Here is a 22054-nt window from a genome sequence, read left to right on the forward strand (position 1 = left end):
CACTCTTATACGGGCAGAAGCATTGTTCAGTTTTCTTGTTTAAAAACCGTTAGATAGCATTTCTCTCAGTTAACTTTATTCATTAAAGAAACACCATTGCAAAAAACTTGTTACATTGAGGCTTTTAAAAACGCATGTATGCTGATAATGACAATACTATATTTATGTAAACGCTACAATGTAATTGAGCGTTTCAGAAGGAAACCACTAAATGTATAGGCTGTAACAAAACTTAAGTACGGTAGCTCAGCAACTGAATAATCTTTTCTTTGTCTTTCAATTGATCTTCCAGAAGACGTATTTGCTTCTGCAAACTTTCATTCTCTTTCTGGTAAACGCTTGGGGGTTCTGCCAAGTAAGCTTCGTGAGGGGGCATGATGTACTGCGATTGGGCTTTCTCCGTTTGAGGTTGTTCTTTCAAGAAAAACTCTACCGGTTGCTGCAACACCTCTGCTACTTTTTTCAGAGTTTTTACTTTAATACTTTCTGATGATAGCATTTTGTAAAACCCAGCCTCGGTCATGTCAATAAGCTGCGCTAAATCGGCAAGAGTAATCCTCTTGACTTTAGTTTGTTGTCTTATATTGACCTCGATGGTTTTGAAAAAAATATCAAATTGTTTTTCAGACATCTACAGATTCTTTTAATTAAAAAAGTTTAGTATATATTTGCTTACAACAACAAAAGTTTAGTAAGACATTGTAAACTTTTACTGAACTCAGAAAAATTTTGCTGAATTACTGAAAAATTATGACTGAAAGCAAGTTTAAGTACCGCATTAACCAATTACTGAACACATTGTCGGTTACAGATTACCGCAAAGCTATACGAATTATTCCTAAACAATTAGGTGTCAGCGAGAAAAATCTTGCAAATTACCGCAACATTAAAATGGATGATAAACAAGATATTCCACACGAAAAAGTTGCCATGCTGGAAAAGCTGTTTAATGTACATCCCGGTGAACTGCAAAACTTTGTTTTGGTCATGAACCCTATTACTGAGATTATTCAACTCAACTAAACCAAATACACCAATTACTTATTTATTATTTATGTACCTGCATGATCCTCATTATTTTGTTGCTTTGTTAAAGGAGCAAACATCAAAGAAATCAGCTTTTGATTATCAAATTGAACTTGAATTTTCTGCACAACCAGAAACAGATTTGCAAAAACAGCACCGCCAAGAGTACTTACAATTTTTAGCTGCCCGTATCCTGCACATTGACCATCTGCTGGAGCTTTGGCTTACCACCGTAAAGCTTGATTTAAGCTCGCTGGAAGCTTAATCTTTTAGGTCAGATTACGATCTTTAAACCAAACATCATCGGGATGCGCTTTAAAGTCAGCCATCATGTTTACCAACTCAATCGCATCAGCAGAGGTAATAACCAGTTCCCGGTTCGTGGGCTTTAAAAAACGCTGTTCTACCATAACATCCATCTGCTTCAGCAAAAAATCATAAAATCCGTTTATGTTTAATACGCCTATTGGTTTTTGATGCAACCCCAACTGCAACCAAGTGAGCACTTCAAAAAATTCTTCCAGCGTACCAAAACCACCAGGCAACATCATAATGCCATCGCATAAATCACTCATCATTTGCTTACGCTGATGCATGGTTTCTACAATATGTAATTCTGTTAGCCAAGTATGTCCTACTTCTTTATCCATCAAAAACTGAGGTATAACTCCAATGGCTTTACCGCCGCTGCTTAATACAGCATCAGCTAGCAAGCCCATTACGCCTACCCGTCCGCCACCAAATACCAAAGCAATATCACGGCTTACCATAACTTCGGCCAGTTGCTCAATAGCTTGTTTCAGTACCGGATCGCCGTTGAAATTAGCGCCGCAAAATACACATAGAGATTGCATAATAAATGGGTGAGTGGTGAATAGGGAATGGTGAATGCTAAGTGTTAATGATGAATAGAAAGTAGTGAATAGGGAATGATTAAAGGTATTTCATCTTCTAAGAAAAGAACGCTTTACAACTCACTATTCCCTACTCAATATTCACAAGCAACCACTCACTATCCTATCAATTAACGGGTATAATTAGGTGCTTCTTTAGTAATGGTGATATCGTGTGGGTGTGATTCACGAATACCGGCAGCCGTAATACGAACAAACTTGGCTTGCTGTAAAGTTTCAATATCTTTAGCACCACAGTAGCCCATACTGGCCTTTAAACCGCCCACAAACTGGTAAGTTACTTCGGCTAAAGTACCTTTGTAAGGTACACGGCCCACAATACCTTCAGGTACCAGTTTTTTAATATCATCTTCTACATCCTGGAAATAACGGTCTTTTGAACCTGACTCCATAGCTTCGATAGACCCCATACCACGGTATGATTTAAAACGACGGCCTTCATAAATAATAGTTTCGCCCGGCGAATCTTCTACACCTGCAAATAATGAACCGGCCATAATTGAGCTGGCACCAGCGGCGATAGCTTTGGCAATATCACCCGTATGTTTAATGCCACCATCAGCAATAACCGGCACGCCGGTACCTTGCAGAGCTTTAGCACATTCGTAAACAGCATATAGTTGTGGCACACCTACACCGGCAATAATACGGGTAGTACAGATAGAACCTGGCCCAATACCTACTTTCACAGCATCAGCACCAGCTTCGGCCAGTGCTTTGGCCGCATCAGCAGTGGCTATGTTGCCAGCTATTACTTGCAAATCAGGGTATTTAGCTTTTACTGCCTTTAGCTGCTTGATAACACCTCTGGAATGACCATGTGCAGTATCAATAGCAATGACATCCACACCAGCTTTCACCAAGGCATCTACCCTATCCATAGTATCGGGGGTTACACCAACGGCAGCACCAACCCGCAAACGGCCATGCTCGTCTTTACAAGCTATCGGGTAGTTTTTAAATTTCTGAATATCTTTAAACGTAATCAATCCACACAAACGGCCTTCCGCATCTACAACCGGCAGTTTTTCAATTTTCTGATTTTGTAAAATCTCTTCAGCCTGCAACAAACTGGTACCTTGTGGAGCGGTAATCAAGTTAGCAGTAGTCATTACCTCGCTGATGGGCTTACGCATATCTTTTTGGAAACGTAAATCACGATTGGTAATAATACCTTTCAGCTTACCGTCGCCATCAATTACCGGGATACCACCTATACGGTACTCGCGCATAATTTTAAATGCATCGGCTACTACAGCATGTTCATCCAGCGTAACCGGGTCCTGAATCATACCGCTTTCTGAGCGTTTAACTTTTCGCACCTGCTCGGCTTGGGCCTGAATAGTCATGTTTTTGTGCAACATACCCAAACCACCAGCTTGTGCCAAAGCAATAGCCAGGGCCGACTCGGTAACTGTATCCATAGCTGCCGATATAATCGGAATATTTAAACGGATTTTTTTAGTTAGATAGCTGCGGGTATCCACCTCGCGCGGTAAAACTTCAGAATAGGCCGGAAGGAGTAGAACATCATCGTAAGTTAAACCTTCGGCAACAAATTTGGCGGGATCAAGCTGCATGGCAAATAATAATTGTGTGTGATTATTTGCCGGGCAAAGGTAATGTTAATTGTGCAATTGTGCAAATACTGCAAATAATGAGTACACTATTATAGTGTCATTTCAGCAGCAGCATTAAATTTCACTGGCACGCTTGCGCAAAAACCATTCGGTACTCAGTAAAGCTACAATTAACACGAAAACCCATTTTACATCAATCAGGTCGCTATAATGTTTGTCATCGTAAACCACAGTTTTAATATTCTCATTATGTCGTATCAAATCAGCTAAACGGTTTACTTGCGATGGCAACAACATTTGCCCTCCCGACTGCCGGGCAAGGCTGTTTAATAACTGGTGGTTAGCCGTACTTTGCCTGTTTTCCAGGTTTAACGCTCTTACTGAAAATTGCCCGTGTGCGGTAAAAGGCTGTTTGCCAATTTTTGTAGTGGCAGTATAGCTATACTCGCCAACCGGTATAGCATTGGCATTAAGCTGATAACTTTTGCCTTCTCGACTAAACAGGAAACTGTAATTTTTACCCGTTGTGTTTTTCAGGTTGATATTCACATCAGGAGTATTAATCAACTCTAGCGCATCATTGTATAATTCGGCGTTCAGCAATACATTCTCACCTTCATCAAACACATTACGTGCCGGGTAGGCTCTGAAACGTTGCCGATTAGCATTGGCTGTTAGGTATTGAATGCTTTGGCTGAACAGTTCCTCCAGAGCACTATGATTTCCGAAAGTTTGATATTCCGCCAATTGCCAACGCCATAACCCTTCACCAGTTAGTACAGCTGTTCGGCGGCCTTCCGCTTCGTTGAACGTTAGCAATGGATAATCGGTACTAACATTGCCTATACGCTGCCTGAATAAGGTAGCCGCAGTATTACTTGTACCATAATTGCCAAAAGGTGCTAACAAGGGTGGCAAATGGGCAATTTTGTTTTGTGTTGAATCAGAAAGGGTAAAAGCCGAAAAATTATTTACCGGCAAAGCAAATACTTCCTGCATATCGGGCCTGGTTGAAGCAATCTGCACCGCTTTCTGCTCAGTGTTGAAGCCAGCTAAATTAGTCTGGGCACCGGCTATATACCATACAGGTGTTTTGCTTTTGGTTAGGTAATCATTCAGCAAAGTATTAGCAGTTACGGGCAACTGGTACAACAATACTAAACCATAATCACTTAATTTTATATTGTTCAAGTTAGCCGCTTGTACGGCTTTTACTTCGTAGTTCTTATTGCGTTCTATGGTTTGTTTAATTACGCTGATATCAGGATGTGGGCTTTGGTAGGCCAATAATACTTTTTGCCTAGCATCCAGCACTTCAATGTAAATAGTTTCTGTATTATTCTGCACCGACAACTCGTTTTTAACCGGTTTGATGCTGATGGTAAAACGGTGTATGCCTTTTTTATCAGCATTCACTTTAACTGGTATTACCTTCCGGTAAGCGTTGCTATTGACAGCCACATTCTGGAATGCCACATTTCGACCATCTTCGGCAACACTGATTTGCAGGGTTTCGCCTTGGCTCTGGTACGCTTCAGCCAGCACTTCTATTACAAAATCATTCCCCAGGAATGCTGTTTTATTATAATTAACGTTACCGATCAGCAAATCACGTCGTGGTATAGGATCTCCTAAAGCTATGGTGTAAATACTGGTTTTCAGGTTGCGGGCTTCATATTGCGGGTCGGCTCCCTGGTTGTATAAACCATCGGTAGCCAGCACCAATGCACCAATGTTCTGGTTTACAAACTGCTCATTCAGCTGCTTAATAACCGAAGCTATATTGGTTTGCTTACCTGTAAAACTATCGGTCAGGCCATTGCTTAAATTGCTATTAAAGTGGTATTCGCGTACCTCATAATCATTACCTAACTGTTGTTTTAAGCTGGCTAATGTTTTTACCAATTGTATAGCATTAAACCCTGCAGGTTTAAAGGTTTGGATAGAAGAAGAGTTATCCTGCGCAATAAGCACCAAAGGCTTTTGCGGCTGGTAAGTAACCGACTGTACCAACGGAGATATGGGCAGAAAAGCAATGAAGAAGACTGCAAATGCACGTAAAGTAGCTAAACCATAACGCATGCTTTTGCTTAACTCAACCGGTTCGCGGTACATGAGCCAGGCATATAGTAAGCCTAGCAGCAAACATACTGGCGTCCACCAGCCAGAAACAGCACCCCAGGTTATTGAAAACAAAAACAGCATATTGGTATTCCCAAATATGCTGTTTTTATTTTATGGATGTAGAAATTTTGAATTTGTTAAAGCTTCAAAAAGTTCTATATCTCATTTAATTAATCTTGGTTCTTGATTTTTGACTCCTGACTCTAACTACAGCATGCCGCCATCTACTGCAATTACCTGACCGGTAACATAAGCACTCATATCGGAAGCCAGGAAAACGCAGGTATTGGCAACATCTTCAGTTTCGCCAGCACGTTTTAGTGGAATGTTCTGAGTCCAGCCTTCAACCACTTTCGGGTCTAACACTTCGGTCATTTCAGTTTTAATGAATCCCGGGGCTACCACGTTGGTACGAATATTACGTGAACCCAGCTCTTTAGCTACTGATTTGGAAAAACCAATGATACCAGCTTTTGAAGCTGCATAGTTAGACTGACCGGCATTACCCTGCACCCCTACTACCGAACTCATATTAATGAATACGCCTTGACGGGCTTTCATCATGACACGTGAAGCAGCTTTGGTTACGTTAAAGATTGATTTCAGGTTTACATCCAACACTTCATCCCATTGCTCTTCGGTCATGCGCATCAGCAAACCATCTTTGGTGATGCCGGCGTTGTTTACTACAATATCCAGTTTGCCAAAATCGGCTATAATATCATTAATCAGTTTATCAGCTTCTTCAAATTTTGAAGCATCCGAACGGTAACCTTTTACCTGCGTACCGAAGCTTTGCAGTTCTTGCTCCAATGCTTGTCCTTTTTCAACAGACGACAGGTAAGTAAAAGCTACGTTAGCACCTTGCTCTGCAAATTTTTCAGCTATCTTACGGCCAATGCCTTTAGATGCGCCGGTAATCAGCGCGGTTTTTCCTTCTAACAATTTCATTATTCACTATGTTATTCGAGGGGGTGAAGATAGGTATTTTGATAGTTACTTACAGATTAGGGCTTGGAGATTTTTACCCGAGCGATAATCATACCATCAGCCTGCATTATTCAACTAAAACTTTAAAGTTTTAACTTGTAAAAAACAGTTTACATTCCCTGCATTGTACCTGAAAATTGCTACTTTTCAGCGTTTATTTTTTTAAAACTATAGATGAAACTAAATTTAGGAAATTGGATGCTTGCAGCCGCTGTTTGCCTTTCGGCCAACACCTGGGCTGCCGATGGCGGCAAAAACGGGCCTACCCCGGTTGCACCTCCACGCAAGTTTATTGATCCGGCTAACATGGACCCGGCTGTAAAACCTGGCGATAACTTTTTCGAGTATGCTAATGGCGGCTGGCTGAAACAAAACAGCATACCGGCTAAAGAAACCCGTTGGGGAAGCTTTGGCATTCTGGCGGAAGAAAATAATAAAAAGCTGATCAACTTATTAACTGAAGTAAGTAAAACCCCTAGTCAGGCAAAAGGCAGCATTAAGCAACGTGTAGGCGATTTATATGCCAGCGCTATGGATAGCGTAGCTATTGAAAAACGCGGCTATGAACCTATTAAAACTGACTTACAGCGTATTGATCATATTACAGACCTGAATGGTGTAATTAACGAGATTGCTTACCAACGCACTATTGGCGAAGGTAGCCCGCTGTTCGGCTTTGGTGTAGGGCAAGACTCCAAACACGTAACCAAATATATTGTAAGTATTGGTCAGGGCGGTACCAGCTTACCCGACCGCGATTACTACCTGGTAGATAATGCACGTAACCAACGCATACAGGGAGCCTACAAAACTTACCTGACAACCTTATTTACACTAACCGGCACTCCGGCTGCTGAAGCAGAAAAGAATGCAGCTACTATTTTCCGGATGGAAACTGAGTTGGCTAAGCTGCAAATGAGCCGTGTGGCTATGCGCGACCCAAACAAAACTTACAATAAGTTTTCGGTAGCACAGTTCAGCCAAACTACACCGCACCTGAACTGGGCAACTTTACTGCCTAAAATGAAAGTTAGCGGCCAGGATACCATGCTGGTTCGTCAGCCTGACTTTTTCAAATCAGTTGATGGTATGTTAACCAGCATTCCGGTTGAAGATTGGAAAGTTTATCTAAAAGGTTACATTTTACGGGGTTCTGCCAGCCAATTAAGTTCACCGTTCACCAAAGCTAGCTTTAAATTCAGCAGCGTATTGAGTGGACAACAAGTGCAAGCACCGCGCGATCAGCGTATGGCTCGCTTGGTTGATGGTAGCTTGGGCGAATTGTTAGGCCAGCTTTATGTAGAAAAATACTTTACACCAGCTGCTAAGCAATATATGGTTAATCTGGTGAACAATATGAAGGAAACTCTGGGTTCCCGTATTGAACGCTTGGAATGGATGAGCCCTGAAACCAAGCAACGTGCGTTAAAAAAACTGCACGCTATTACAGTTAAAATTGGTTATCCTGATAAATGGGAAGACTATAACGGGGTTACCATTAATCGGAATGATTACTATGGCAACCTAAAACGCATCAGCGTTTGGGGATATAACTTTAACGTTACCCGTTTGGGCAAACCGGTTGATAAAACCCGTTGGGGCATGACGCCGCCAACTGTAAACGCTTATTATAGCCCGGTTGGTAACGAGATTGTATTCCCGGCTGGTATTTTGCAATTTCCTTTCTTTGATTTCAACGCCGATGATGCCATTAACTATGGTGGTATAGCTGCCGTTATTGGCCATGAGATGACCCACGGTTTTGACGACCAAGGCCGCCAGTATGATGCTGACGGTACCCTGCGCGACTGGTGGGGTAAGGAAGATGCCGACAAGTTTAAAGTACGTGCCGATATGGTGGTAAACCAATATAATGGTTATACTGTGTTAGATACCATGCACGTAAACGGTAAACTAACCTTAGGTGAAAACCTGGCCGACTTAGGGGGCTTGAATATCGCTTACGAAGCATTCAAGAAAACCAAAGAAGGTAAATCAAACACCAAAATTGATGGCTTTACGCCCGATCAGCGTTTCTTTTTATCATGGGCACAGGTATGGCGCAGTTTGCAACGTCCGGAATCAGCGGCTTCACGCATTCTGACCGACCCACACTCGCCAGAGCAATTCCGTACCAATGCACCATTAACCAATATTGATGCCTGGTATGCTGCTTTTGATGTAAAACCCGGCGACAAGCTTTACAAAAAGCCTGAAGACCGTATAAAAGTTTGGTAATATTTACACTTCCTACAAAAACAACAAAGCCCTGCTTACTAGTAAGCAGGGCTTTGTTGTTTAAACTAAAAGCTATTATCCAATATTTAACTAAGTGTTCATTTTTTTGAATATGAACTCTTGTGAACATTTATCGAATCGCGTCATTAGCCTTTTAATTCAATACGCACTCTGTTATGAACATGAAGTTAAAAGTAGTTTTTAACTATGCTCCACTAACTTGCCTTTAAGCACTGTAAATTACCCATACAAAATTCAACATTTGTTGAGCTTTCGCGCTATCAGATGATGACCAAGTAATGATAAAGTTCTATTTACCTTTAGTCTGCACGTACATATACACAATGGCAATTACCACAATAACAGCTAATATAATCAGGCCAGTGGCGCCTTTGCGTTTATCTTGCCGCATTACCCAAATAAGCAGGGCAACCATTGGTATCACAAATATCAGCCAAAAAATAAGTGAAGGTAAATTCATGTTGTTTCGTTAAAAAGGCATACGGGCCAGCGGCGCTACATGCTGATCGGTAAAATCGCCCTGTAAAAATTTATAATATCCGGCAATGGCAATCATGGCTGCATTATCGGTGCAATATTCCATTTTGGGGATGAAGGTGCGCCAGCCCATCTTTTCACCTAATTGTTGCAAACCTTGCCGCAATCCGGTATTAGCCGATACGCCACCAGCCAACGCCACCTCGGTAATGCCATAAGCCTGTGCTGCCTGGGTTAACTTACGCAGCAAAATGGTTACAATCCGATGCTCTACTGAGGCGCAAATATCTGCCAGATTATCTTGTATAAAATTAGGGTTCTGCGCTACGTTCTTTTGAATAAAGTATAAGATAGAAGTTTTCAGGCCGCTAAAACTGAAGTTGTAGCCCGGTATTTGGGGTTCTGGAAAAGAGAAAGCTTTAGAATTGCCCTGCCGTGCATACTTATCAATAAGCGGCCCTCCCGGATATGGTAAACCTAAAATTTTACTGGTTTTATCCATAGCCTCGCCAGCGGCATCATCTTGCGTATGGCCGATAATTTCCATATCGAAGTAGTTTTTCACCAGCACAATCTGCGTGTGGCCGCCCGATACGGTGAGGCACAAAAATGGAAAAGCAGGTTTAGGCTCATCAATAAAATGAGCTAGCACATGAGCTTGCATGTGATTAATATCAATAAGCGGCAGGTTTTTAGCCAAGGCAAAAGCCTTCGCAAACGACACCCCAACCAGTAAAGAGCCTAAAAGGCCGGGACCGCGTGTAAAAGCTACTGCATCAATATCATTTTTGTTTATTTTTGCGTTAAATATTGTTTGTTGTACCGCCGGAATGATATTCTGCTGATGTACGCGCGAAGCCAGTTCGGGCACAACGCCGCCGTAAGCTTCATGTATGGTTTGGTTGGCAATGATGTTACTAAGCATCACACCATCCGCACATATGGCAGCTGAGGTTTCATCACAAGAGGATTCTATTCCGAGTATAACAGGCACTTTACTTTAACTGATTTAAAGGCGCAAAATTATTAAAAAAATACTCAAAATAGCGTTAGGCATTGTATTGGTACTGCTACTAATGCTCAGTTTGGTACTGGTGCTGTTTCAATATAAGCCTGTACAAACTTGGGCTGCCCGTAGAGCTACGCACTATCTGGCTAAAGAACTGCATACTACGGTAAGTATTAAAGGGCTATATATCAAGCCTTTTTCATCAGTAGTGCTGGAAGATTTGCTAGTACTCGACCGGCAAAAAGATACGCTTTTGCGCACTCCGTTGCTTACGGTACAATTAAGTGGCTTTTCTATATTCAACAGCCTTAAAGCACGTAAAATTGATTTCAAGTCCATTCAACTGGATAATGGTTCTTTTTATTTGAAAAAACTAAAGGATAGCACCACTAACCTACAATTTATCATTAATTACTTTAACAAACCTGCCGATACTACTAAAAAGGTCAGTAAGCCTTGGACCATTAACTTTGAACGCATTGGCCTAAATGGCTTTCACTTTCGTTATAAAAACCAGCTTACCCATGTAGCCGCACCCAATCAGGTAAACTTTAATGATGTGGATGTTCGCAACTTCAGTACGGTAGTTACCCAGATTGATTTAAAAAACCACTTGTTTAAAGGTCATGTTCAAAATTTGACCTTGCAGGAAAAAAGCGGATTTTATGTAGAGAACCTAACGGTAAATGCCAAGATTGATACGAATGAAATATTACTGCAAAACCTGCATCTATCTACACCACAATCGCAGGTGCAAGATTATTTCAGGATGCATTTTAAATCATTTACTGATTTCAGCGATTTTGAAAATCGCGTTTATATAGATGGCGATTTTAAAAATTCGCGCCTATCTAGCATTGATGTGGCTTATTTCACCAGTTCATTGGATAAAATAAGCTTTGATTTGGGCGTTAGCGGCCGGGCTTATGGTAAAGTGAATAATATTCATTCGCGCAACTTCATGATTACGGGTGGCCAGGCTACTTATATAAAAGGCAACTTTAACTTGAAAGGCTTACCTGATTGGGATCACACCTACCTGACTTTAGATTTTGACCAGCTGGCAACCAACAAAAAAGATCTGGATTACCTGCTAAAGCGTTTTACTGGCACTAACAAAACTTACCTACCTGATTTTCTATCTAAGTTCGGTAATATCAACTTTAAGGGACGCCTTACCGGTTTGCAGGAAAACTTCACTACCACCGGAACATTCAAAACTGCACTGGGCCGCTTGGACCCAGATATTAACATCCGGTTTGGTGCCAAAGGTGTACCAGCCTATAATGGAAAAGTGGCTGCTACCAACTTTGACTTAAATAAGCTTCTAGATAATAGTACAGTAGGCCGTACGTCATTTACCGCCAATGTAAATGGTAGTGGTGATGAACTTAAAAACTTGTCGGGCAAAGTAAATGCACAAATTGCCTACCTGGATTTTAAAGGTTACCAGTACCACAATTTAACTGTTGATGGCAACTTCATTAACCAAATAGCTAACGCCAAGATTACGGTTACCGACCGTAACCTAAAGCTTAACTTAACCGGACGGGTTAACCTGGCTCCAGCCCTGCCACAGTATGCCTTTAATGCCACTATTAAAGGCGCACAGCTTAACCGGCTTAAGTTAATAAAGGATACTATTAACATTACGACCACAGTAAACACCAACTTCTCAGGTAATACCTTGGATAACTTGCAGGGTAATGTGCTTATTACTGCTGCACGGGTAATCACTCCACATCGCAATGATGTGGTTGACTCGGTATCGTTGAGTGCTTCAGGCTTAGGTAACAACCGACTTATTAACTTAAAATCGCCATTTGCTGATGGCAGCATTAAAGGCAGTTACAATTTGGCTACGTTGCCCTCTTACTTTAAAACCATTGCCAAGAAGTACATTCCGTCGTTAAAAACTACTATTTATAAAGTAAACCCGCAAAATTTTGAGTTTAACCTGCAACTCAAAAACATTGATACGGTATTATCCTTGTTCCACACCGGTATCAAAATACCAGATCGGGGTACATTTATCGGACACTTTAACTCGGCCGAAAAAACAGCTACGTTAAATGGATTAATCAAAACTATTAAGTTCGGTAAAATTGTATTTCACGATTTTATTATTGACGAAAGCACAGCAGATAATATGCTGGGTGTCAACCTGTCATTGAGCCGGGTTGATTTAACTGATAGTTTGTTCATCAAAGATATCAACGTTATTAACATGGTACGGAATGATAGTTTGAACTTTAACGTCAAGCTATCTGATAAAAATGCGGTTAACCAACTCGACTTGTACGGCTTAGTAGAGTTTGGGCGCGATACTACCGCCAAATTAAAGCTATTACCCTCAGACGTTATTCTGGAACGTGAAACTTGGAAGTTACAGGAACAAGTACGTATTCGGTTCTTAAATGATAAAATACAGGTTGCGGGCTTTGAGTTATCTAACGGTCAGCAGCAAGTACGTATTAACGGTTTTGTATCAGATAACCCAACCGACCAGCTGAAAGTTGAATTTGAAAAGTTCAACATGAGCACCATCAATCAGCTTACCAAATCGGCAGGGGTAAATTTATTAGGAACCCTGAACGGTAATGTTATACTCACATCAGTAACGAAATCGCCTGGTGTGGATGCCGACTTGCGCATCGATTCCTTATTGATGAATCAAACCCTGGTAGGTGATGTAAAAATCCAATCTACACTGGATAACGCACGCAGCCAAGCCAATGTGAAGCTGAATATTTTGAACCGTGGATTGGAAACCATGAATATTGCAGGCGCTTACTACCTGAACAGGAACGATGGTAACAACCTCGATTTCAACGTGCAGATGAATCAAACGGAAGCCGTTATTTTCCAGCCCTTCATTCAAAACTTGGTATCCAACGTAAAAGGCACTATTTCCAGTGATATCAGGCTTACCGGATCGCCAACCGCCCCAAAACTTAATGGTACACTTACCCTGGCCAGCACAGGTGTAACGGTAGATTACCTGAAAGTACCTTACACCATTGACGAAAAGCTGGTGGTAGAAAACAGCATCATCAAAATTAACAAAATGGTGATTAAGGGTTCGCGTGGCGGGCAGGGCATTGCCAATGGCACCATTGACCTGACCAACATCGCTAACCCGGTACTGGATATTAAGATCAACGCCCGCAACCTAATGGCCCTGAACACATCGCTGAAAGATAATAAACTGTATTACGGTACTGCTTTCGCTACCGGACAGTTTAACTTTAGCGGACCGTTGGATAACATGAGTATTGATATTGATGCCAAATCTGAAGACGGCACCGTATTTAATATTCCGCTGAACACGGCTGCTACTGCTGGCGATTATGAGTTTATACGCTTTGTAAGCCATAGAGATACCACCAAGTATGTAGTTAACCCTAGCGCCTTTAAAGGTGTTACGCTGAACTTCAACTTACGGGTAGATGAAAAAACCGTTGTACGAATTTCAACCGATTTAGGCTTACTGGAAGGCCGCGGCCAAACCAATAACCTGAACTTGAAAATAAACAGCTTAGGTGATTTTGATATGTACGGCGACTTCCTGATTTCGTCAGGTAAGTTTGAGCTGACAGCTAAGAACTTTATCAGCAAGGTATTTACGGTATCAGAAGGTGGAACCATACGATGGACAGGCAACCCGACCAATGCTGAGGTAAACCTGAAAGCTATTTACGAGCTACGGGCTGACATTCGTGACCTATATTCGGCAGCGGGCTTGGGTTCCTCATTGGTGAACAGCCGCCAGGAACTGGTGGATGCTGAACTGGATATCACCCATACCCTGTTGCAGCCTGCTATTAGCTTTGATTTCAGCTTTCCAACCAACCCGTCAATTAAAGACGATTTGGGAGCTTACCTGAGTGATGTGAACAACCGTAACCAGCAAGCCTTAAGCTTGATTGTTCGCCGGCAGTTTGCTCCAGGTACAGGTAGTGCTATTAACCGTCAGGTAATGCAAACAGCTCAAACGGCGGCCAGCGAGTTTTTCTTTAATAAGCTGAACAGTTATCTTTCTCAATCAAGCGCGCTGAAGGGTGTAGTGGATATTAACATCCGCTCGCAAAATGATGCCAGTGCTTCGTTGCACTTCAACCGCTTTTTGTTTAACGGCAGTTTGTACAATATTAACGCGAACAATGATATTTCGCTGAACAGCTCGGCCAACTTGTTCAACTCTAATTTCAACAACTTAACCAAAGATTTTAGTGCGGAGTACCTTATTCGTTCAGATGGACAACTACGCGCACGGTACTCTTACCGTATTTTGAATACCACTACTTTAAACACGCTGAATTCAGCTTTAGATCCACAATATGTAAATGGCTTAGGTTTGATTTACCAGCGCGATTTTGACACCTTTGGCGAATTTATACGAAACCTGTTCCGTAAAGGAAATCGTCAGCGACAGCGCTCAGGTACCATGCCTAATACTATGACTATGCCGCAGTCGGTTGATGATAATGACGAGGATAAATAACAACACAAAATAAAAAAGCTTCCTTCGCATTGGCAAAGGAGGCATTTTATCAATTATATTTTCGCTTAACTAACGCGTAAAGCTATTGGCTTAATGGTTTTTCAGAATGGCATGATCCATTTTATCGCGCTTGGTGCGCAGGTAAAGTTCATTGTGCGGGTTGGGTTCAATTTCGATAGGCACGGTTTCAATTACTTCTAAACCATAACCTACCAAGCCAGCCCGCTTCTTAGGATTGTTGCTCATGAGGCGCATCTGGGTTATACCTAAATCACGAATGATTTGCGCACCAACACCATAATCACGCTGATCCATTTGAAAGCCTAGTTTGATGTTTGCTTCTACGGTATCCAAACCATTTTCTTGCAAATGGTAAGCTTTCAACTTATTAATTAAGCCAATACCACGACCTTCTTGGTTCATGTAGATAATAGCACCTTTTCCGGCCTCGCTGATCATCTGCATAGATTTATGCAACTGCGGACCACAATCGCACCGGCAAGAACCGAAGATATCGCCGGTAACACATGAACTGTGTACCCGTACCAGAATAGGTTCATCAGGTTCCCAATGGCCTTTTACCAGGGCCAGGTGGTGTTCGCCGGTGTTTTTTTGCGTGTAGGCAATCATGTCAAAATCGCCCCACTCGGTTGGCATTTTTACAGAAACTTCCCGCTCAATCAAACTCTCGGTATGCAATCGGTAAGCAATCAAATCTTTGATGGATACAATCTTCAACTGATGCTCACGGGCTATTTCTATTAAATCAGGCAAGCGGGCCATTTCGCCATCATCCTTCATTACTTCGCAAATTACTCCGGCAGGCTCCAGTCCTGCCATTACTGGCAAATCGATAGCCGCTTCGGTGTGCCCTGCCCTGCGCAATACGCCGCCATCTTTAGCAATAAGCGGGAACACGTGCCCAGGCCGACCTAAATCTATCGGGCGGATAGCCGGATCGATTAACGCCAGGGTAGTTCTGGAACGGTCGGAAGCTGAAATACCCGTTGTACAACCATGCCCCAGCAAATCAACCGAAACCGTGAAATTAGTTTCGAGCGTAGCCGTATTATGGTTCACCATGGGTTCAAGTTCCAGCTTTTTAGCCTGCTGACGGGTGATGGGTGCGCAAATTAAACCGCGGCCATAACGGGCCATAAAGTTGATGGCTTCGGGTGTGGCAAAACGGGCAGCTATTAAAAAGTCTCCTTCGTTTTCGCGATCATCGTCATCAACTACAATTATTATTTCGCCGGCTTTGATAGCCTCAATTGCTTCGGGAATAGTATTTAACATGTTATTACAACAAGAAATGTAATCAAAACACAAGTTTAACGCCGGTTAGCCAGCACAACTTGTTATGCAAAGCTAAGCTTTAGCAAGCTTAAACAAGTCTGTTGTTTGTAAAATCAAAACGGCTTGACTTTGTTTGGCATTAGTTTACGTGGTATAAGCCGGGTAAGCTTCTGCGTTAATCGTTTGTAGATCTCTACATCAAACAATGCTGAATCGGTAGCGGCTTTGTACGACAGGAAAATACCAATGGGCGTAAGCACTGCAATAGATACCCACATACCTATAGCAGGCGACAAGCCACCTTCTTTAACTGACTTTTCGCCAATAGTAGCAATGATGTAGTATATAAGGAAGAAGATTACCGCCACCACAACCGGCAGACCCAAACCACCTTTACGAATGATAGCCCCCAATGGAGCCCCAATCAGGAACAATACCAAACAAGCGGCCGAAAGGGTGAACTTTTTCTGATATTCGATAGAATATTTACGGATGGTTTTAGATTCTTCTTTGTACGAATCGGCAATTCCTTTTAGCATATCTTTCACCGAAGTAGCTTCGCGCAAAGCGCTGGATATGGCTGTTGCTTTTTCACTATCATTCGTTACGCTCAAGGCGGCTGCTTTCTGTGCCGGCAAATAGTTTTTTACCGAATCAGACTTTGGTGGTACGCTGAAATACTTTACATAAGGGTTAATGAGCCGGTAATTGCCCGACTCGGTTTTGTCCAACGTTCGGCGTACCGAATCTTGCGAGATGGTTAACTGCTTCAGGTTCATCATCTGCATTACCGATTTCCAGTCGTTATCGCTGGTGCGGTGCATTTTAAAGCTTGATAAATCGAACCGGTTTTCGGCCGAAGTAAAACGCGTACGGGTTAAACGCTGACGCATATCATACGCCGGTTCGCCTGGCTTTTCTTCATAACGTACGCCATTTTTTAGCTTCAGCACCAATTGCATATCATCAGGCGTACGGTACATAATACCTTCTTTGGCAAAAACCACGTTCATGTTGCCGGTCGCTTGATCTTTCTGGTAGATCATCAAATCATGCAGGGTTTGCCCATCAGGATCTTTTTTGCTTACACGAATGGTGTAGCCGGGCACGCTGTTATTAAATACCTTTTCGGTAATCAAAAACGCTGCTTTTTGCTGGCGCACATCATACAGTAAGGAATAATATTTAAAATTGGCAATAGGCAGCATATAATCTGAAAATACGAAAGCGCCTATTGATAGTAGCGTTACAGTAATCATCATGGGGTACATAGCCCGGCTTAATGATATACCGGCAGATTTAATAGCTACCAGTTCATAATTTTCGCCCAGGCTGCCGTAAGTCATGATAGAGGATAACAATACCGACAAGGGCAGCGCCATAGCCACGTTGGTGAAAGAAGCATACATCATCAGCTCCAGAATGGTGTACCACTGGAACCCTTTGCCAATCATATCATCGATGTATTTAAATAAAAATAGCATCAGCAATACGAACATTACAATTAAGAAGGTAACGATAAAAGGCCTGATGAAGGATTTGAGAATTAAAAGATGGATCTTTTTCACACGACAAATTTAAGCAATTTGCCAGCTTCAAGCATTAAAGCGGCACATGCCATTTATACATAGGCTTAACGATGAAGAAAGCTTGATTATTGCAGGCAGGAAAAGGCTTAAGCCCCCAGTACGCTAATCAGGTAATCAATTTGGTTGTTCCAGATGAGTTTACGCTCGGCAATGGTATCTTCGGTGGCAAAATCGGTAACGCCTAAAGCTACATCATTGGTGAGTTCATCTTGCATAATTTCCATCTCGAAATAACATTGCGGGTCATCATCCAGCCAATGGAAGCGCACCACTTTGTTTTCTTTGGCGCTCAGCAGCTTGGCTTGTTGCTCCTCATCATCCCAAACAAAGGTATAAACCTGATCTTTCACGCTAACCCGGTCGGCAAACCATTGTGTTAACCCGTTCGCTTCACTTAAAAAACCATACAAAATGCGGGGTGATGATTTGATTTCGTATTCCAAGTGGAATTTTTTCTTTTCTGACATATAAGGGGTTACAATTGATATCTAAGGTCCAGAACACAAATGTTAACATTTTTTATAAAAAAAACTAATTTGTGCTATATTTGCAAACCTTTTCAGGGAAACACCCGGCGGGGTAGCTCAGATGGTTAGAGCGTAGGATTCATAACCCTAAGGTCGGCAGTTCGATCCTGCTCCCCGCTACACTTAAGATCAGCCTGTTACATGAAGATGTGACAGGCTTTCTTTTTTCCTGTTCATACACATTAGCCATTGTAAGAAGTTAAACAACGAATGCTGCATACCAGCGGCAATGTTCAAAGATAAGTAAGGCTTTGACTTTCTACACTTTAATTTAAAAATTAGTGTTATATATTTACTTTATATATCAAATGTATGTAACCTAAACATTGAAGTATTACTAATGGCAGAAGCAAAAGGCGAGTATCTACAAAGGGAATTAGCTACAAAAAAGATATTCTACTACAGAGACCCTTCAGAGAAGATAGATCAGTTATCACGTGAAGTTTATATCACCAAGGATGAAGAAGTTCATTATCCAAGAGGATTTGAAAAGGATAAGCCTAAGTATAAAACAATCAAAAGATTTATTTACAAAGGATTTAAAGGATCAATTCCTGTAGGTGTTATAAAAGCCTCTAATTTTGGATATGGCTTTACAAAAACTCTGAATCCTTTTGCGTTTTATATAAACGATAGCTATGAAATTGAAGAAGTGGTAATCGAAAAAGACGGCAAGGTTGATATTGATATAATTCGTAAAAAGCTTTACTTAAATCAACAAACTTTAGCTAACCTGAATACAATTTTTCGCAGCATTTATTCTAAGCACCGAACTGAAGTAAACTTTACACTGCAACTGTCATTAAGTGAAATATTTCCTTCACAAGTATCAAAACCGAGTAAAACATATCTACCAAATGCATTAGCATCTTCATTGGCGACTTGGGGCAACAAATATGCAGGTTCTAATATATAATAACCTGCACAAATCTATCTCCACATCAAAAACTCCACACAACCGTCTTTTCAAAAATATAGGCCATTTGATTGTAAATTAGCCATAAGGATTTATCATCTACTTTGAAAACTACAAAGTCGCCATGCTCCTGGGTTCTTAAAACCGGCTTTTTATGTACCGGGCTGTACAGTAGTTCGAAAGCATAAATCTTGGCGGCGTTTTGATGAATCACCAATAGCGTACAGGCGGCATTGTCACGATCGCGCTTAAACTGCCAGATCGTATCGCCATATTTATTCTTCCACGAACCAATCAGTTGTGTCTCTATAGCCGATATATCCATCATACGGTTGATCTTCATATTGTTTCTCATTATGGGCCAAAGCATCAGCTGCCCGATCTGGGTGTGAGTATTTTCCACTCACGTCACTTCATCAACCTTATTAGTTTTATATAAATTATTTACCGTAATATGCTTAGAGAGGCAGTTTTAACTGCTTACGCAATAGGCATCTCAATCAGGAACTCAGTACCCACCTGGGGTTCACTTTGTACCGATATGGTACCCCCTAGCCGCTCTACCTGCATTTTCACCATGAACAACCCCATGCCTCGCCCTTCCACGCTCTTGTCAAAGCGCTTGTATAGGCCAAATAACTGGTGCCCATAGCGAGCCATATCTATCCCCTTCCCGTTATCTTTAAAAAGAATGCGAATGCCCTGATTAACTATTGCACTGCTGATGTGAATTACCGGCGCAACATCAAGTCGCCGGTATTTAATGCTATTCATAATCAAGTTTTGAAAAATGCTGTACAAGTAACTTTTAATGGTTAAAAGGCCGCTTGCCCCGTGAAAATCATAGATGATAGAAGCTTGGTTAGTTTCTATCATCTGGTTGACGCTTAAATTAATTTCTTCCACAATTTCGGCTAAATCAACCTGCTCCAACCGGTCACTCACTTCATTTCGGGCTTGCAGTATATGGTTCAAGTCCAGAATAATTTGATCCAGATTTTTGATAGAAGCCGATAGGGCTTGCGCCAGTATTTGGTTGTCGGTATCCAGTTCTACCTCGCTGCCCAGCAAGTCAGACAGGCCCATAATATTGGCTAAAGGAGCCCGCAGGTTATGCGAAATGATATAGGTAAACTGTTCCAAGTCACGGTTCCGCTGAATAAGATCGGCGGTGATGCGCTTACGTTCAATTTCGGCTTGGCGGCGCTCGGTAATGTCTTTGAAATTGCAAACAATGGCATTAATATTTTCATCCTCAAGCATGTTGGTAAAAACACACTCAATCCAGATATAATGACCCTGTTTGTGCCTCACGCGACTCGTAGCAATTACCGGAACAAAAGGCTGATGATAAATTTCGGCCAGTAGGTTGCTGGTCATATCCACATCATCAGGGTGGGTATAGTTACGCATATTCTGATGCAGCATTTCTGCATTGCTCCACCCGTCAATACGCTCAGCAGATATGCTCCGGTAAATTACCCGAAACGCTTGATCAAACAAGGCAATACCATCATAACTGTTTTCAATCAGCTTCCTGAACCGTAACTCGTTCGATAGGTTTTTTAAAGTATTCAGCCTTAGCTTTTTTTCAAACTGGGCCTGCAGTGCAGCTTTTTCTTTTTCTTGCCTACTAATCTCGTCTGTATTACGAACCATAACTACAAAGCCACTCAGATGGCCATTCTCATTATAAACTGTAGTAAAAACGGTATGCGCATAAAACAAGTGGTCACCCTTTTTTAGCTGCCACTCTTGTGTTTCCTGTATTCCACTTTTTAGCGCAGTATTTAAGTTATTGCGAAAATGTTTTTTTGCCGGCCTCGTCGGCCTTATAAAATATGGAGAAATGCTTGCCTATCACTTCATCAGCAGCGTAGCCATAAATGCATTCAATCCCCTGGTTGCGGCTTAGAATATACCCATTGGCATCTATGCAAATCAATGCCGCACTTTTAGAGGTAGCTGCAAGCAGCCGGTATATTTTTTCATCCGTATCGTGGTTGGATATTGAAGGCGCGTGTTTCAAGTGACGTATTCGGTTGATTTGTGTAAAAGCTTATTTTTTTCTTTGGCTGCTTAGCCTGCCGCATTTATCGGCCTGCTGACTAAGAACAGTAATCCATATCTCTGATGATAACTACGGGGAAAAGCTGATCAGATAGTACTGTTCCTGGCGTTCGAAATTAATACAAGACCAGTACAAGAAAATACGTATAACTACCTGATTTAGGGAATACGTATTAGTACTTGATTCTTAAGAAAGAAGAAATATAGCGAATTGATTAACAACAACTTGATAGCTTTTAAGAAGCAATATATAGCGGTTAGAACTGCGAAATATCCACAGCCTTTTAAACCTATAGTGTAGAAAGTACGTATAGGGGTGCTTTATAAACTATTTAAAATTCTATGTACGATACCAACAGTTCATTGCCTGATGCATCAGGCAAAATCAGTGTTTCAACCGCGGCTACACTTACAGCAAACTGGCGCAGCTATCTGGCTACATCAGGACAAGATTTTCAAACCAAAGCATTTTTGATTCCTATTAACTCTATTAAAAACTTATTAGCAAACAACCCGGATGCAGAAGGCGTACGCGTTTATTTAGGCTTAGAAGATGCCAGTGATGCAGATTCGGGTAAACTTGTCATTGTTCCTACAATAGGCGACAATGACATTATTTTTATGTCGGACAGTTCAAATAATCCTGATAGTGAAGATGATAGCAACGTTTATGACCGTACAGACTCCTGTCCCCCACTTTGCCCAGTCAACAATGTGTTAAATTCATAAGTTTAAACACATTTTTGGAGCTAATTAAGCGTACAACTATCTTG

The 22054-nt window shown here is 41.6% G+C and carries 19 protein-coding genes and 1 tRNA gene; 7 read left to right on the forward strand and 13 right to left on the reverse strand.

Going from position 1 to position 22054, the window contains the following annotated elements:
* Window positions 1-232: 232 nt before the first annotated feature.
* A complete protein-coding gene (locus tag HH214_RS02030) occupies window positions 233-631 on the reverse strand; it encodes a helix-turn-helix domain-containing protein (RefSeq protein WP_169605755.1) in 399 nt (132 codons plus the stop codon).
* A 119-nt stretch (window positions 632-750) separates the two neighbouring features.
* Here HH214_RS02030 and HH214_RS02035 point away from each other — a divergent pair, with 119 nt between their 5' ends.
* Window positions 751-1023, forward strand: a complete 273-nt coding sequence (locus HH214_RS02035; protein ID WP_169605756.1) for a hypothetical protein — start codon at window positions 751-753, stop codon at window positions 1021-1023.
* Between the two features lie 31 nt (window positions 1024-1054).
* A complete protein-coding gene (locus tag HH214_RS02040) occupies window positions 1055-1291 on the forward strand; it encodes a hypothetical protein (RefSeq protein ID WP_169605757.1) in 237 nt (78 codons plus the stop codon).
* Between the two features lie 4 nt (window positions 1292-1295).
* Here HH214_RS02040 and HH214_RS02045 read toward each other — a convergent pair whose 3' ends face one another.
* The 4 genes from HH214_RS02045 to fabG all read right to left on the reverse strand — a co-directional run bounded on the left by HH214_RS02045 (window position 1296) and on the right by fabG (window position 6595).
* Window positions 1296-1880: an LOG family protein gene (locus HH214_RS02045; protein WP_169605758.1), complete on the reverse strand. Its 585-nt coding sequence runs from the start codon at window positions 1878-1880 to the stop codon at window positions 1296-1298.
* A gap of 170 nt (window positions 1881-2050) precedes the next feature.
* The gene (gene guaB, locus HH214_RS02050; RefSeq protein ID WP_169605759.1) at window positions 2051-3520 is read right to left on the reverse strand and encodes an IMP dehydrogenase; all 1470 of its coding nucleotides are present in this window, start codon (window positions 3518-3520) and stop codon (window positions 2051-2053) included.
* A gap of 114 nt (window positions 3521-3634) precedes the next feature.
* Window positions 3635-5725 carry a VWA domain-containing protein gene (locus HH214_RS02055; RefSeq protein WP_169605760.1) on the reverse strand — a complete coding sequence of 697 codons (2091 nt, stop codon included), beginning with the start codon at window positions 5723-5725 and terminating at the stop codon, window positions 3635-3637.
* 126 nt (window positions 5726-5851) lie between these two features.
* On the reverse strand, window positions 5852-6595 hold the full coding sequence (gene fabG, locus HH214_RS02060; protein ID WP_169605761.1) for a 3-oxoacyl-[acyl-carrier-protein] reductase: 744 nt from the start codon (window positions 6593-6595) through the stop codon (window positions 5852-5854).
* Window positions 6596-6808: 213 nt separating this feature from the next.
* Between fabG and HH214_RS02065 the strand changes: the two genes are divergently transcribed.
* Window positions 6809-8872 (forward strand): M13 family metallopeptidase, encoded by a 2064-nt coding sequence (locus HH214_RS02065; RefSeq protein WP_248282182.1) that lies wholly within the window; start codon window positions 6809-6811, stop codon window positions 8870-8872.
* A gap of 310 nt (window positions 8873-9182) precedes the next feature.
* On the opposite strand, the gene HH214_RS02070 is transcribed toward HH214_RS02065, so the two are convergent.
* Window positions 9183-9353 (reverse strand): hypothetical protein, encoded by a 171-nt coding sequence (locus HH214_RS02070; RefSeq protein WP_169605762.1) that lies wholly within the window; start codon window positions 9351-9353, stop codon window positions 9183-9185.
* Between the two features lie 9 nt (window positions 9354-9362).
* Window positions 9363-10364: a tRNA (adenosine(37)-N6)-threonylcarbamoyltransferase complex transferase subunit TsaD gene (gene tsaD / locus HH214_RS02075; protein ID WP_169605763.1), complete on the reverse strand. Its 1002-nt coding sequence runs from the start codon at window positions 10362-10364 to the stop codon at window positions 9363-9365.
* A gap of 82 nt (window positions 10365-10446) precedes the next feature.
* Between tsaD and HH214_RS02080 the strand changes: the two genes are divergently transcribed.
* Window positions 10447-14883 carry a translocation/assembly module TamB domain-containing protein gene (locus HH214_RS02080; protein ID WP_169605764.1) on the forward strand — a complete coding sequence of 1479 codons (4437 nt, stop codon included), beginning with the start codon at window positions 10447-10449 and terminating at the stop codon, window positions 14881-14883.
* A gap of 90 nt (window positions 14884-14973) precedes the next feature.
* Here HH214_RS02080 and HH214_RS02085 read toward each other — a convergent pair whose 3' ends face one another.
* The 3 genes from HH214_RS02085 to HH214_RS02095 form a co-directional block, all read right to left on the reverse strand.
* Window positions 14974-16179, reverse strand: coding sequence for a bifunctional 3,4-dihydroxy-2-butanone-4-phosphate synthase/GTP cyclohydrolase II (locus tag HH214_RS02085; RefSeq protein ID WP_169605765.1), 1206 nt, complete (start codon window positions 16177-16179; stop codon window positions 14974-14976).
* 113 nt (window positions 16180-16292) lie between these two features.
* Complete coding sequence (locus HH214_RS02090; RefSeq protein ID WP_169605766.1) at window positions 16293-17747, reverse strand: LptF/LptG family permease; 1455 nt, start codon at window positions 17745-17747, stop codon at window positions 16293-16295.
* A 107-nt stretch (window positions 17748-17854) separates the two neighbouring features.
* Window positions 17855-18235 (reverse strand): START-like domain-containing protein, encoded by a 381-nt coding sequence (locus HH214_RS02095; RefSeq protein ID WP_169605767.1) that lies wholly within the window; start codon window positions 18233-18235, stop codon window positions 17855-17857.
* A gap of 106 nt (window positions 18236-18341) precedes the next feature.
* On the opposite strand from HH214_RS02095, the gene HH214_RS02100 reads away from it, so the two are divergent.
* A tRNA-Met gene (locus HH214_RS02100) sits at window positions 18342-18415 on the forward strand.
* Window positions 18416-18635: 220 nt separating this feature from the next.
* On the forward strand, window positions 18636-19211 hold the full coding sequence (locus HH214_RS02105) for a hypothetical protein (RefSeq protein WP_169605768.1): 576 nt from the start codon (window positions 18636-18638) through the stop codon (window positions 19209-19211).
* A 25-nt stretch (window positions 19212-19236) separates the two neighbouring features.
* On the opposite strand, the gene HH214_RS02110 is transcribed toward HH214_RS02105, so the two are convergent.
* The 3 genes from HH214_RS02110 to HH214_RS02120 form a co-directional block, all read right to left on the reverse strand.
* Window positions 19237-19554, reverse strand: coding sequence for a hypothetical protein (locus tag HH214_RS02110; RefSeq protein ID WP_169605769.1), 318 nt, complete (start codon window positions 19552-19554; stop codon window positions 19237-19239).
* Window positions 19555-19691: 137 nt separating this feature from the next.
* The gene (locus HH214_RS02115; RefSeq protein ID WP_169605770.1) at window positions 19692-20939 is read right to left on the reverse strand and encodes a sensor histidine kinase; all 1248 of its coding nucleotides are present in this window, start codon (window positions 20937-20939) and stop codon (window positions 19692-19694) included.
* Between the two features lie 67 nt (window positions 20940-21006).
* Window positions 21007-21240 (reverse strand): PAS domain S-box protein, encoded by a 234-nt coding sequence (locus tag HH214_RS02120; RefSeq protein ID WP_169605771.1) that lies wholly within the window; start codon window positions 21238-21240, stop codon window positions 21007-21009.
* 383 nt (window positions 21241-21623) lie between these two features.
* Here HH214_RS02120 and HH214_RS02125 point away from each other — a divergent pair, with 383 nt between their 5' ends.
* Window positions 21624-22010: a hypothetical protein gene (locus tag HH214_RS02125; RefSeq protein ID WP_169605772.1), complete on the forward strand. Its 387-nt coding sequence runs from the start codon at window positions 21624-21626 to the stop codon at window positions 22008-22010.
* The last annotated feature ends 44 nt before the right edge of the window (window positions 22011-22054 follow it).

Source organism: Mucilaginibacter robiniae (assembly GCF_012849215.1).
GTDB classification, from domain to species: domain Bacteria; phylum Bacteroidota; class Bacteroidia; order Sphingobacteriales; family Sphingobacteriaceae; genus Mucilaginibacter; species Mucilaginibacter robiniae.

Coding starts and splice junctions, on each gene's coding strand:
- HH214_RS02110 (WP_169605769.1), bottom strand. CDS start 19,554: ATGAAGATCAACCGTATGATGGATATATCGGCTATAGAGACACAACTG.
- HH214_RS02055 (WP_169605760.1), bottom strand. CDS start 5,725: ATGCTGTTTTTGTTTTCAATAACCTGGGGTGCTGTTTCTGGCTGGTGG.
- HH214_RS02080 (WP_169605764.1), top strand. CDS start 10,447: ATGCTCAGTTTGGTACTGGTGCTGTTTCAATATAAGCCTGTACAAACT.
- HH214_RS02070 (WP_169605762.1), bottom strand. CDS start 9,353: ATGAATTTACCTTCACTTATTTTTTGGCTGATATTTGTGATACCAATG.
- HH214_RS02085 (WP_169605765.1), bottom strand. CDS start 16,179: ATGTTAAATACTATTCCCGAAGCAATTGAGGCTATCAAAGCCGGCGAA.
- guaB (WP_169605759.1), bottom strand. CDS start 3,520: ATGCAGCTTGATCCCGCCAAATTTGTTGCCGAAGGTTTAACTTACGAT.
- HH214_RS02045 (WP_169605758.1), bottom strand. CDS start 1,880: ATGCAATCTCTATGTGTATTTTGCGGCGCTAATTTCAACGGCGATCCG.
- HH214_RS02035 (WP_169605756.1), top strand. CDS start 751: ATGACTGAAAGCAAGTTTAAGTACCGCATTAACCAATTACTGAACACA.
- HH214_RS02105 (WP_169605768.1), top strand. CDS start 18,636: ATGGCAGAAGCAAAAGGCGAGTATCTACAAAGGGAATTAGCTACAAAA.
- HH214_RS02040 (WP_169605757.1), top strand. CDS start 1,055: ATGTACCTGCATGATCCTCATTATTTTGTTGCTTTGTTAAAGGAGCAA.
- fabG (WP_169605761.1), bottom strand. CDS start 6,595: ATGAAATTGTTAGAAGGAAAAACCGCGCTGATTACCGGCGCATCTAAA.
- HH214_RS02065 (WP_248282182.1), top strand. CDS start 6,809: ATGAAACTAAATTTAGGAAATTGGATGCTTGCAGCCGCTGTTTGCCTT.
- HH214_RS02125 (WP_169605772.1), top strand. CDS start 21,624: ATGTACGATACCAACAGTTCATTGCCTGATGCATCAGGCAAAATCAGT.
- HH214_RS02030 (WP_169605755.1), bottom strand. CDS start 631: ATGTCTGAAAAACAATTTGATATTTTTTTCAAAACCATCGAGGTCAAT.
- HH214_RS02095 (WP_169605767.1), bottom strand. CDS start 18,235: ATGTCAGAAAAGAAAAAATTCCACTTGGAATACGAAATCAAATCATCA.